This window comes from Bacillus sp. Marseille-P3661 (assembly GCF_900240995.1).
GTDB lineage: Bacteria > Bacillota > Bacilli > Bacillales > Bacillaceae_J > OESV01.
Map to the genome: position 1 here is coordinate 227,005 of NZ_LT965957.1, position 13,324 is coordinate 240,328.

At 41.0% G+C, this 13,324-nt stretch carries 6 protein-coding genes, 1 tRNA gene, 2 rRNA genes and 1 riboswitch; of the genes, 1 reads left to right on the forward strand and 8 read right to left on the reverse strand.

Annotation, left to right across the window (positions count from 1 at the left end; genetic code table 11):
* The 6 genes from C1724_RS26515 to queC all read right to left on the reverse strand — a co-directional run bounded on the left by C1724_RS26515 (position 1) and on the right by queC (position 7,084).
* A tRNA-Pro gene (locus C1724_RS26515) sits at positions 1 to 77 on the reverse strand.
* 44 nt (positions 78 to 121) lie between these two features.
* Positions 122 to 3,003 (reverse strand): 23S ribosomal RNA (locus C1724_RS22305).
* Between the two features lie 152 nt (positions 3,004 to 3,155).
* A 16S ribosomal RNA gene (locus C1724_RS22310) occupies positions 3,156 to 4,704 on the reverse strand.
* The 16S and 23S rRNA genes sit together here with 1 tRNA gene alongside, the layout of an rRNA operon.
* 509 nt (positions 4,705 to 5,213) lie before the next feature.
* Positions 5,214 to 5,939 carry a 7-carboxy-7-deazaguanine synthase QueE gene (gene queE / locus C1724_RS22315; RefSeq protein WP_142386584.1) on the reverse strand — a complete coding sequence of 242 codons (726 nt, stop codon included), beginning with the start codon at positions 5,937 to 5,939 and terminating at the stop codon, positions 5,214 to 5,216.
* A complete protein-coding gene (queD, locus tag C1724_RS22320; RefSeq protein ID WP_102348954.1) occupies positions 5,932 to 6,420 on the reverse strand; it encodes a 6-carboxytetrahydropterin synthase QueD in 489 nt (162 codons plus the stop codon). The genes queE and queD overlap by 8 nt, the downstream gene beginning before the upstream one ends.
* On the reverse strand, positions 6,410 to 7,084 hold the full coding sequence (queC, locus tag C1724_RS22325; RefSeq protein ID WP_102348955.1) for a 7-cyano-7-deazaguanine synthase QueC: 675 nt from the start codon (positions 7,082 to 7,084) through the stop codon (positions 6,410 to 6,412). Before queC ends, queD begins: the two co-directional genes overlap by 11 nt.
* 55 nt (positions 7,085 to 7,139) lie before the next feature.
* A riboswitch (PreQ1 riboswitch) is annotated at positions 7,140 to 7,184 on the reverse strand.
* Between the two features lie 276 nt (positions 7,185 to 7,460).
* Between queC and C1724_RS22330 the strand changes: the two genes are divergently transcribed.
* Entirely contained in the window at positions 7,461 to 9,176 is a 1,716-nt protein-coding gene (locus C1724_RS22330) for a sensor domain-containing protein (RefSeq protein WP_102348956.1), read from the forward strand.
* Positions 9,177 to 9,239: 63 nt separating this feature from the next.
* Here the strand turns inward: C1724_RS22330 and C1724_RS22335 are convergent, their stop codons facing one another.
* On the reverse strand, positions 9,240 to 11,327 hold the full coding sequence (locus C1724_RS22335) for an S-layer homology domain-containing protein (protein ID WP_102348957.1): 2,088 nt from the start codon (positions 11,325 to 11,327) through the stop codon (positions 9,240 to 9,242).
* Positions 11,328 to 11,357: 30 nt separating this feature from the next.
* Complete coding sequence (locus C1724_RS22340) at positions 11,358 to 13,184, reverse strand: LysM peptidoglycan-binding domain-containing protein (RefSeq protein WP_180994412.1); 1,827 nt, start codon at positions 13,182 to 13,184, stop codon at positions 11,358 to 11,360.
* Positions 13,185 to 13,324 lie beyond the last annotated feature (140 nt).

Below are 13,324 nucleotides of genomic sequence, written 5' to 3' on the forward strand. Positions count from 1 at the left end.
TGGTCGGGAAGACAGGATTCGAACCTGCGACCCCTTGGTCCCAAACCAAGTGCTCTACCAAGCTGAGCTACTTCCCGAAATGGCGCGCCCGACAGGAGTCGAACCCATAACCTTCTGATCCGTAGTCAGAGGCTCTATCCAATTGAGCTACGGGCGCATTCGTTTAATCTNAGTAATGGGAAATCTCATCTTGAGGGGGGCTTCATGCTTAGATGCTTTCAGCACTTATCCCGTCCACACATAGCTACCCAGCGATGCTCTTGGCAGAACAACTGGTACACCAGCGGTGTGTCCATCCCGGTCCTCTCGTACTAAGGACAGCTCCTCTCAAATTTCCGACGCCCACGACGGATAGGGACCGAACTGTCTCACGACGTTCTGAACCCAGCTCGCGTACCGCTTTAATGGGCGAACAGCCCAACCCTTGGGACCGACTACAGCCCCAGGATGCGATGAGCCGACATCGAGGTGCCAAACCTCCCCGTCGATGTGGACTCTTGGGGGAGATAAGCCTGTTATCCCCGGGGTAGCTTTTATCCGTTGAGCGATGGCCCTTCCATGCGGAACCACCGGATCACTAAGCCCGACTTTCGTCCCTGCTCGACTTGTAGGTCTCGCAGTCAAGCTCCCTTGTGCCTTTACACTCTACGAATGATTTCCAACCATTCTGAGGGAACCTTTGGGCGCCTCCGTTACTCTTTAGGAGGCGACCGCCCCAGTCAAACTGCCCACCTGACACTGTCTCCCGCCCCGATCAGGGGCGCGGGTTAGAATTTCAATACAGCCAGGGTAGTATCCCACCGATGCCTCCACCGAAGCTGGCGCTCCGGCTTCTCAGGCTCCTACCTATCCTGTACAAGCTGTACCAAAATTCAATATCAGGTTGCAGTAAAGCTCCACGGGGTCTTTCCGTCCTGTCGCGGGTAACCTGCATCTTCACAGGTACTATGATTTCACCGAGTCTCTCGTTGAGACAGTGCCCAAATCGTTACACCTTTCGTGCGGGTCAGAACTTACCTGACAAGGAATTTCGCTACCTTAGGACCGTTATAGTTACGGCCGCCGTTTACTGGGGCTTCGATTCAAAGCTTCTCCGAAAAGGATAACCTCTCCTCTTAACCTTCCAGCACCGGGCAGGTGTCAGCCCCTATACTTCGCCTTGCGGCTTCGCAGAGACCTGTGTTTTTGCTAAACAGTCGCTTGGGCCTATTCACTGCGGCTCTCTCGCGCTTGCACGCTATCAGAGCACCCCTTCTCCCGAAGTTACGGGGTCATTTTGCCGAGTTCCTTAACGAGAGTTCTCTCGCGCATCTTAGGATTCTCTCCTCGCCTACCTGTGTCGGTTTGCGGTACGGGCACCTTCTACCTCGCTAGAAGCTTTTCTTGGCAGTGTGGAATCAGGAACTTCGGTACTATATTTCCCTCGCCATCACAGCTCAGCTTATGTGGTAAGCGGATTTGCCTACTTACCAGCCTAACTGCTTGGACGCGCATATCCAACAGCGCGCTTACCCTATCCTCCTGCGTCCCTCCATTGCTCAAACGGTAAAGAGGTGGTACAGGAATATCAACCTGTTGGCCATCGCCTACGCCTTTCGGCCTCGGCTTAGGTCCCGACTAACCCTGAGCGGACGAGCCTTCCTCAGGAAACCTTAGGCTTTCGATGGACAAGATTCTCACTTGTCTTTTCGCTACTCACACCGGCATTCTCACTTCTAAGCGCTCCACTAGTCCTTCCGGTCTAGCTTCAAAGCCCTTAGAACGCTCCCCTACCACTGACACGTAAGTGTCAATCCACAGCTTCGGTGATACGTTTAGCCCCGTTACATTTTCGGCGCAGAGTCACTCGACCAGTGAGCTATTACGCACTCTTTAAATGGTGGCTGCTTCTAAGCCAACATCCTGGTTGTCTAAGCAACTCCACATCCTTTGCCACTTAACGTATACTTTGGGACCTTAGCTGGTGATCTGGGCTGTTTCCCTCTTGACCACGGACCTTATCACTCGTAGTCTGACTCCTAAGGATAAGTCTTTGGCATTCGGAGTTTGACTGAATTCGGTAACCCGATGGGGGCCCCTAGTCCAATCAGTGCTCTACCTCCAAGACTCTTACCTTAAGGCTAGCCCTAAAGCTATTTCGGGGAGAACCAGCTATCTCCAAGTTCGATTGGAATTTCTCCGCTACCCACACCTCATCCCCGCACTTTTCAACGTGCGTGGGTTCGGGCCTCCATCCAGTGTTACCTGGACTTCACCCTGGACATGGGTAGATCACCTGGTTTCGGGTCTACGACCACGTACTACAATCGCCCTATTCAGACTCGCTTTCGCTGCGGCTCCGTCTCTTCGACTTAACCTTGCACGGGATCGTAACTCGCCGGTTCATTCTACAAAAGGCACGCTGTCACCCATAAATGGGCTCCAACTACTTGTAGGCACACGGTTTCAGGATCTCTTTCACTCCCCTTCCGGGGTGCTTTTCACCTTTCCCTCACGGTACTGGTTCACTATCGGTCACTAGGGAGTATTTAGCCTTGGGAGATGGTCCTCCCAGCTTCCGACGGGATTTCACGTGTCCCGCCGTACTCAGGATCCACTCAAGAGAGAACGAAGTTTCAGCTACAGGGCTGTTACCTTCTTCGGCTGGTCTTTCCAAACCACTTCACCTACTTCGTTCCTTTGTAACTCCGTATAGAGTGTCCTACAACCCCAAGAGGCAAGCCTCTTGGTTTGGGCTTCTTCCGTTTCGCTCGCCGCTACTCAGGAAATCGCGTTTGCTTTCTCTTCCTCCGGGTACTTAGATGTTTCAGTTCCCCGGGTCTGCCTTCAGTACCCTATGTATTCAGGTACAGATCCTGTTCCATTACGAACAGTGGGTTTCCCCATTCGGAAATCTCCGGATCAAAGCTTACTTACAGCTCCCCGAAGCATATCGGTGTTAGTCCCGTCCTTCATCGGCTCCTAGTGCCAAGGCATTCACCGTGCGCCCTTATTCACTTAACCTAAGATGATCTTAATCATCAAGATTTTAATAAGAACTTTTCTACAGTAAATATGAATGTTATTGCTATCTAGTTTTCAAAGAACAATATAGAGAGAATGCTCTCTCAAAACTAAACAAAATGTCTAAGCGCGTCTTCGTAATTCTTCCTTAGAAAGGAGGTGATCCAGCCGCACCTTCCGATACGGCTACCTTGTTACGACTTCACCCCAATCATCTGTCCCACCTTAGGCGGCTGGCTCCAAAAGGTTACCCCACCGACTTCGGGTGTTACAAACTCTCGTGGTGTGACGGGCGGTGTGTACAAGGCCCGGGAACGTATTCACCGCGGCATGCTGATCCGCGATTACTAGCGATTCCAGCTTCATGTAGGCGAGTTGCAGCCTACAATCCGAACTGAGAATGGCTTTATGGGATTGGCTCAACCTCGCGGTCTCGCAACCCTTTGTACCATCCATTGTAGCACGTGTGTAGCCCAGGTCATAAGGGGCATGATGATTTGACGTCATCCCCACCTTCCTCCGGTTTGTCACCGGCAGTCTCCTTAGAGTGCCCAACTGAATGCTGGCAACTAAGGACAAGGGTTGCGCTCGTTGCGGGACTTAACCCAACATCTCACGACACGAGCTGACGACAACCATGCACCACCTGTCACTCTGTCCCCCGAAGGGGAACCTTCTATCTCTAGAAGTAGCAGAGGATGTCAAGACCTGGTAAGGTTCTTCGCGTTGCTTCGAATTAAACCACATGCTCCACCGCTTGTGCGGGCCCCCGTCAATTCCTTTGAGTTTCAGTCTTGCGACCGTACTCCCCAGGCGGAGTGCTTAATGCGTTAGCTGCAGCACTGAAGGGCGGAAACCCTCCAACACTTAGCACTCATCGTTTACGGCGTGGACTACCAGGGTATCTAATCCTGTTCGCTCCCCACGCTTTCGCGCCTCAGCGTCAGTTACAGACCAGAGAGTCGCCTTCGCCACTGGTGTTCCTCCACATCTCTACGCATTTCACCGCTACACGTGGAATTCCACTCTCCTCTTCTGCACTCAAGTTTCCCAGTTTCCAATGACCCTCCCCGGTTGAGCCGGGGGCTTTCACATCAGACTTAAGAAACCGCCTGCGCGCGCTTTACGCCCAATAATTCCGGACAACGCTTGCCACCTACGTATTACCGCGGCTGCTGGCACGTAGTTAGCCGTGGCTTTCTGGTTAGGTACCGTCAAGGTACCAGCAGTTAACTGGTACGTGTTCTTCCCTAACAACAGAGCTTTACGACCCGAAGGCCTTCATCGCTCACGCGGCGTTGCTCCGTCAGACTTTCGTCCATTGCGGAAGATTCCCTACTGCTGCCTCCCGTAGGAGTCTGGGCCGTGTCTCAGTCCCAGTGTGGCCGATCACCCTCTCAGGTCGGCTACGCATCGTCGCCTTGGTGAGCCGTTACCTCACCAACTAGCTAATGCGCCGCGGGCCCATCTGTAAGTGATAGCCGAAACCATCTTTTATTCTTAAACCATGTGGTTCAAGAGATTATCCGGTATTAGCTCCGGTTTCCCGAAGTTATCCCAGTCTTACAGGCAGGTTGCCCACGTGTTACTCACCCGTCCGCCGCTGAATCAGAGGAGCAAGCTCCTCATCATCCGCTCGACTTGCATGTATTAGGCACGCCGCCAGCGTTCGTCCTGAGCCAGGATCAAACTCTCCGAAGAACAGGATGTTCAAGTGTCGACGTTCACAACAGGATGTTGTGGACTTTAGTCGACCGAAAAGGGTTTGATTGCTCAAACTTAAAACTGACTTGGTTGTTGAACTAAAGTTCAACTTGTTTTGCACGCTTGACATTTTGTTTAGTTTTCAAAAAACATCATTTTCTCATTTCGCTTGTTGCAGCGACAAGAATTAGTATATCACATCAACTTCGCGGAAGTCAATATATTATTTCGAAATAATTTAGTACTTCTTTTTTTATACTAGCTCTTTTTTAGCAACATATTACATAATACAATCCAAATAATATAAAATCAAGGAAAAACTAATGTTTTTTTTAGAAAAATTTATTTGAGATAGATTTTTTGTAAGACAGAATTAAACCTTACTAGGTATATTCGTAGAAGTCAATGAAATTATTTCATTAAGTATTTTATTTAATTTTAAAAATAAACGCTCAGATTTATATCCAAGCGTCCAATTTTTAAGTAAGTAGCATCTCAAGAAAATACTAAACTCCTCGCTTGTTTCCCCACACTAAGGCGTGAAGTTGTGGTAAAACTCGAACATCTTTCATATGAGAACTATTAATAACTTTATTAATAAGCCATTCATATTTATTAAGTAATATATTCGTTAGTTTGTGATTATCCTGCATACATAGGTCACTATTGCCAACTTGTAGAAATAACGGATACACCTTGTGATACCGCCTATAAATTTGATTGGCATAATCAAAATCATCATCATCAAAAATAACAATCTTTAGGCTAGCATTTTTTCGATATTTTTCTAATTTTGTAATGATGTCATCTAATATGTTAAAGTCTGTTACCATACCAGAGCTTGGTGGTTTAGGTGATAATGTCAAGTCATCAATATCAACCATCCATGGCTGCCATTTAGAACCCTGGGTTTCAAGGGCTGTTTTGATCCCGTTTTCCTTAAGTAGAGATAAAAGTTCTCCCAAATCAGATAACAATGCAGGATTTCCTCCTGAAATTGTAACATGATCAAAACTACCTTTCCCTAACTCATACAGCTTATCGTATATTTCTTCGGCTGTTATTAGTTGGATACTATTCTTGGCAGATCCATCCCAGGTAAAAGCAGAATCACACCATTTACATTTATAATCACAACCAGCCGTTCTTACAAACATTGTCTTTCTTCCGACAACCATTCCCTCACCTTGTATCGTAGGTCCGAATATCTCTAGCACAGGAATTTTAGTCAATATCCATCCACTCCCTTTTCACTTCAGCAAAACTTGTGGGAGTTTCAAATAAACGTACGAATTCTACTCTTGCTCCACAGAATCGCTCTTGTCTTTTCTCCAACGACTCTTTCATTTTTTCGTATATCCAGACAACCATATTTTCAGCTGTTGTATTCATTTTGGGAAGTGTTTCGTTTAAATATTTATGATCAAGATAAATCTCAATATCCTCCTTCCAGATCTTCTTAATATCAGAAAAATCAATGACAATTCCAATTTCGTTAACAAAGCCACTTATACCAAAAATGATTTTGTAAGTGTGTCCATGTAAGTTTTTGCATTTTCCATCATAGCAATGTAAGTGGTGTGCTGCGTCAAACGTAAACTCCTTACTTACTAACACTCGTTTGTTATGATACTTTAATTCAGTTGACTTTATATCCTTATCTATTTTTTGTAAATTATCCACTATTCTAAAACCAAATATACTATTTTCCATAATACATTCCACCCTTGTGAGTGTTTAAGTATTCATTTAGGCCTGCTTTTCTTAATTTACAGGCAGGACATACACCACATCCGTCTGAAATAATACCGTTATAGCATGTAAGAGTTTTTTCACGGACAAAATCTAATACATTTAGTTCATCAGCCAATTTCCAGGTTTCTGCCTTGTTTAACCACATTAATGGGGTATGAATCACGAAAGACTCATCCATTGATAAATTCAATGTAACATTTAACGATTTAATAAAGGCATCCCTACAATCAGGGTACCCACTAAAATCTGTTTCACAAACGCCTGTAACAATGTGCCTAAAACCTATTTGTCTAGCTAAAACCCCTGCAAATGATAGAAACAACAAATTTCTGCCGGGAACAAATGTGTTCGGCAATTCTCCGCTTTGGCCGTCTCTAACTTCAATGTCATCTCTTGTTAATGCATTGGGCGCTAATTGATTTAACAAAGACATATCTAGTATATGGTGCCTAATACCTAACTCCTCAGCAATATCCTGTGCGCACTCAATTTCCAAACGATGGCGCTGATTATAATCAAAAGTCACAACCTGCACTTCTTTAAATTGTTTCAATGCCCAAAATAAACATGTTGTACTGTCTTGACCTCCACTAAATACAACAATTGCTTTTTCATTCTTCATAGTAAATAACTCCTTTGTACAAGAAAAACCAGCATTCCTAAGAAAGAAATGCTGGTTCTTCTTAGTTTTTTAGAGAGGGTTAAGCTAGAACCTCTACCGCATCTCTGCGGATTTTCAATAAGTTGTTTCAGCCATGGTAATTCTTGTTGAACTACCTGTGAAATGTAATTTAATTTTACTATATCATAAATAATCATATAAATCCCCTACTAATTTATTCAACAAAATTTCATTTAGTCTAAACATCATAAAGAAAATTGATAAAATCAAACAAATTACCACTGCTAAAAATACTCCTTGATAAAAACAGGTAATATATGGGAATACTTAAATCATTAAAAGTATACACAGTTAGCTTTCTCATAAGGTGGTACATATGTCAAATTTCGATAAACATCAAAAAAAACTTGAAATCTCTTCAGATAATAGAGGCGTTCTTTATCAAAAATTATTTGAGACACACTCCGTTCCCATTTACATCATTGATCAAAACGGTAAATATTTAGATTATAATAAAGGATTTGAAAACCTAACAGGTTATGGTCCAAAAGAGTTAATTGGTCAAGGTTATGAAATGATTATCCATCCAAGTGATTTAATAGCAGTTGAAAGCTTTTTTAAGTCTTCGTTATTAGGGGACACACATACAAGAGAATTTCGAATAATACATAAAAATGGAGGTATAAAAACAGTTTCTACTGATGCTGTTCCAATTACAAGCTCTAACAGGGAGGATCAAGGTATTTTTGTAATAGGCAAAGATATTACGGAGCAAAAAAGAGCACAGCAAGCTGCAGAATATATGGCTTATCATGATTTCCTATCTGACCTTCCTAATCGAAGATTATTTGAGGAAACACTCGATAAAGAAATAAAGTATGCCACAGAAAATACCAGCTGTTTAGCCGTATTGTTCATAGATGTTGACCGTCTTAAATTTGTAAATGATACATTAGGACATGACATTGGTGACAAAGTCTTAAAAAAAGTTGCTTCTACATTAAAATTATGTGTAACTTCTAAAGATTTAGTTGCAAGATGGGCTGGCGATGAATTTATTATTTTACTTACCAAACTAGATGATGCACATGGTGCTGAACAAATCGCACAAAAGATAATTCAAAGTTTTAATGAGCCCTATATAATAGATAACCTTGAACTATACATGACAGTAAGTATAGGAATTAGTATTTTCCCAGAATCAGGTCAAGATTTAAACTCCTTAATAAAAAGTGCAAATTTAGCTATGTACTTAATAAAAGAAAACGGCAAAAATAATTTTCAATTGTATTACCCACGGTTAAATACTCATACTTTCAGGACATTTTCCTTGCAAAATGACCTACGAAAAGCATTGGCGAACAATCAATTCGAGTTATATTATCAACCAAAAGTAAACGCGATAACAAGAAGGATTATTGGTGCCGAAGCTTTGATTCGTTGGAATCATCCCGAATTGGGTATTGTTCCTCCTAATGATTTTATACCTTTAGCTGAAGAATTTGGATTCATTATACCAATAGGGGATTGGGTCCTGAAAAATGTTTGTTATCAAATTAGACAGTGGGAAGGTGAAGGAATAGAGCCAATTCCAGTTTGTATCAATTTTTCGGTTATCCAATTCTTACAACAAGATTTTATTGGGAAATTTGCTGCAACTCTTAAAGAATATAACATTGAAGGAAAAATGATTGAAGTAGAAATAACAGAAAGTATGATTCTAGATCGAGAATATGAAATGGTAAAAACATTTGAATCACTAAAAAAGTTAGGCGTACATTTGGCGCTTGATGATTTTGGTACTGGATATTCTTCATTAAGCTATTTAAGAAAATACAAATTTGACACCATTAAACTCGACAGATCCTTTGTTAAAGACATTCATTCCAATTTAGAAAGTGCATCAATCATTAAATTTATTACAATCTTATGTAAAGAGCTAGACATGATCATAGTTGCAGAGGGTGTAGAGGAAGAAAAACAATTAATATCCTTACGGGATCTAAAATGTGATGTACTACAAGGCTATTTATTTAGTAAACCAAAGCCTATAAACGAGTTTAAAACGTTGTTAATTAATAAATATTGCTAAAACATTGTTTTGTTAAAGAAATAGGTATCCTTTTGGGATACCTACTTCTTTTTTTATTATCAGTTAACTTTTCTTACTAATTTCTTCTTTTATTTTGCTTAATGTTTGTGGTCCGACAATCCCATCTACACTTAAGTCATGATCCTTTTGAAAAGCAATTACGGCATCGTATGTCGCTTGTCCAAAATACCCTGTAATTTTCTCATCGAAATAACCAAGAAAGGCTAGATCTGACTGCAGACTTTTTACTTCTTCCCCATAAACACTCACTTTGAGTATACCTTTAGTATCTTTTTCTATTTGAGGAGCGATACGATTTAATACAGATGCCATCTGAGCTCTTGTTATTTTTTCAGTTGGTTTAAATGTTTGGTCTTCAAACCCTTTGAATATTCCATGTTGATTCATTTTTTTGATAGCTAACTGAGACCACCGTCCAGATTCTACATCTTTAAAATCTTTTACTTCTGTTACCATGGCTGGTGATTCTTCTAAAATCCGGTCAAGAATAACCGCCATTTCTTCACGTGTTACAGCCTCATCTGGAGCAAATCGTCCTTTTGCTTTTCCCTTCATTAAGCCATGTTGATTTGCAATTTCTATATCGTGGTTTGCCCAGTGTCCTTTATTTACATCAGCAAAGGTAGAAGTTGTTGGATCGATAGGTTGTTTAGCTTTTAAATTTAAAGCTCTTACTAAAATGGCAGCTGCTTCAGCCCTTGTTAACGTTTTGTCTGGGGCAAACACATTGCTTTCAATTCCATTCATCCACCCTTTACCCGAAATTGAAATAATGTCATTTTCTGCCCAATGCTTATTAATATCCCTAAATTTACTAGTAGGTGATGAAATTCCACTAGTCTGGTCTTTCTGAGTTTCAGGGATTGGAGCAGGTGCCACCAATTGATAATCATGATTTTTTACTAACATATCAAAGTTATACCATAAACTGGTATCCTCTTGCCCTAAACTCCAACTACCAGTACCCTTCAAATTGTATTTGTGAACAAGATCAATCTTCCTTGTTATAGATTCATTGTTCTCAAACCAAATGTGATATGTACCGGGCTTTAGCGCTTTACCCGCAATTGTTGTCACTGGATCGCTCGGTCCAATCGTAACGATTGCTTTTGGGGATTTTGCTTTCTCATCGTAAGTGACCTTACCATTATATTTTTTCACAAGCTCTTCAACGCGATAGTTGGAAATACCGTATCCTCCATAACTTTGCCCTTCAATCCAATACCGCCCAAAAAACGCAAGTCCTAATACGATTTTCTCGGGCGGAACTTCTTGGTTAATCGCATATTGTATCGATTTTTCTACCCAATCGTAACTTGCAACAGGGCCTTCTTCTCCACCTTGAAAACTTTCATCATAAGCCATAATCATTAAGTAATCAGCGTGTTGGGATAAAGCTTTATAATCATAAGAGCCATGCCAACCTTTTTTCCAACCTTGCGGATTGGCTGCCACTGCGACAGATACCTCTTTGTCCTCAGGTATTTTTTCACGTAGCAACCTCACTAAATCAGTATAATTTTCACGATCAGCATCAGTCACATTTTCGATATCAACATTAACACCGTCAAGATCGTACGTCTCAATCGCATCTGCAATTTGCTGCGCCAAATGTTCACGATTTTCAAGCGCCTCTCTTCCTAAGTTCCTGTCCCAATGATTAGATAAGAAAGGTACTACCTTAATACCTTGTTTATGCATCTCATTAACAAATTTAGGGTCCTTCAAGTCTGAAGATAATTTTAAACTTCCGTCCGAGTTAATATCAAAATAGCTCGGGGAGGTTACATTTAAATTCCCTTGTGTTCGTTCAACCTGTTTTATAAATGAATCAGTGGAACCAAAGTATAGGTAACTCATATTAAAATTAACTTGGTGTGCACTTGCAGTTTGTGTGTTTATATTCATAGAAATTGTCGTTAATAATGTTGCACCTAGCATAACTTTTACTGATTTTACTTTTATATTTTTAAAATTTCTATTTACAAACGCTCGAATTTTCTCGTCCTGACGTTTACCAAACGTATCTTTAATTCCTAATTCATTCGCAAATTCAGTCGAATTTGGTTCGATAAATAATATAACTGTGTAGCCATCCCCGTCTTTTACTAGGCGATATCTTTCAATCAAGAAAAACCCTCCTTCCTAATGAGATAATCATTACGTACCTGCAGCCACCTTAATTTTTGCTTGATGATCGGTATCAACTTTGCCGTCTTTATGGCGCGTGCTATTCTTAAAATGAATATCAAAATGTCCTTCAAAATTATTATCAGCTATATACTGAACATCATGTGGCATTGCACTCATCGAAGCTGCAATTTTCCTCCCATCAACTTCAACAATAACTGGCCGTGTTTTCCAAGACCAAGCTCCACCCCACACCTGTTTCATAGTCGCTGCGTCTGTAGCAGTTAATGGTTCACAATCAGCATGATTCGCACCTGTTGTTCTCTTAACCTTAAACGACTTACCCGTTTGAAAATCTGTTACCTTCGCTACTTTACCGATACCGAAAACATATTGTGCCTCAGTCCACCAATCAAGATATTCTCCATGTTTAGCACTTACTGTTTTCTGAACTGGAATATTGTGCACTGGAACCTTTATTATTTGACCAATAGATAGGGGACTTGATTGGGTCATCCCATTTGTTTTCAACAATTCCGACATCGGGACCCCATATTTCACGCTTAAATTCCACATATTATCTCCTTTTTGAATAATATGTGTATCATATGTGATGCTAGCAGTTCCTGTAGTTTGAGTTTGAGAGTTGGTTGTTGTAGGAGCTGGATTCAATTTATCATTAGTTAGTTTCAATACTTGTCCAACATAAATAGTATCCTTGGTTAACTGATTCCATTCTTTTATATTTGAGACAGATATATTAAATTTTCTTGCAATCGCTGACAATGAATCTCCAGATGTTACTATATACGTACTTGGGACCGAAGTTCCATTAGGTGTAGAAAGGGCAGAATCTGTTTGTATATTTAATTTTTGACCTACAAATAAAGCATCATTTGTTAGTTTATTATCTTGCTTAATTTGAGCGACAGTTGTATTAAACTTATTAGCTAAACTGTACAACGTGTCACCAGTCATAACTTGATATTGCAGATCACTTGTTGTTTGATTAGCAACCTTAGACGTCGTTAGGCCTGGTGTTTCCGATTGTTTAGGTATAGATTGAGGGATATTTAAAGTCTGCCCTACTGATATGTGATCACTAGTCAAATTGTTCATTGTTTTAATATCATTAACACTAATACCATATCTCTGTGAAATTCCCCACAATGAATCTCCGTTAACTACTTGATGTGTTTTCTGAGAGTTAGGTGACACAATATTAACTGTGCGTGTTTCTCCATTCCAATCCACGTTTAAGCCTAATGCAGTGCTAACAAAACGTAACGGAACCATAACAGTACCATTTACTAATATTGATGGCGGTACGTTTAATTTCTCACTATTTACATTTGCAACAGTAGAGCCCACTGTAAACGCTATTCGTGTATTTCCGCTGTTGATTCCAACTGTTTTAGAATCTCCGTTCCACCAAACCGATGCACCTAGTTTCTCTGCAACTCCTCGAATTGGAATATATGTAACTCCATCTTTTATGATTGGTGGTTGAGAAAAGGTTGTCGGCTCTCCATCGATGTTGATAATTACATCATTTGATTGCTCTGTAATCGCCCCATTATTTGAGTTCTCAGCGGCTAAAGTAGATGACTGATGATTGAGGGTTAAAGTTGCTATTAGGATAGACCCAAACATTATTTTAACAAGTCTAGCTTGTACATTACTCGCTACTCTGTTTCGAATGTATTGCTGTACTTGGCTTTCAATGCTTTTCGGAGTTCCTTCACGAACTCTCTCCCCTAATTCTTGTGCAAATTCGTATTTATTTGGATTTATATATAATATAATCGCATGACCATCTTGTGTTTCAACGATTTTATGTCGAAAAAACAAATCCATTCTATCACCTCCTTTATAAGATGGATTATTTATAGAAAAATAATGAAGGATAATTTTGGTATGATAAAACCTTAAATTTAGTGGATTGTTTTGTAAGGTGCGAGAACAGAAAATAGACCTATCTCGAATGAGATAGGTCA

Coding starts and splice junctions, on each gene's coding strand:
- queC (WP_102348955.1), bottom strand. CDS start 7,084: ATGAAGAATGAAAAAGCAATTGTTGTATTTAGTGGAGGTCAAGACAGT.
- queD (WP_102348954.1), bottom strand. CDS start 6,420: ATGGAAAATAGTATATTTGGTTTTAGAATAGTGGATAATTTACAAAAA.
- C1724_RS22330 (WP_102348956.1), top strand. CDS start 7,461: ATGTCAAATTTCGATAAACATCAAAAAAAACTTGAAATCTCTTCAGAT.
- C1724_RS22340 (WP_180994412.1), bottom strand. CDS start 13,184: ATGGATTTGTTTTTTCGACATAAAATCGTTGAAACACAAGATGGTCAT.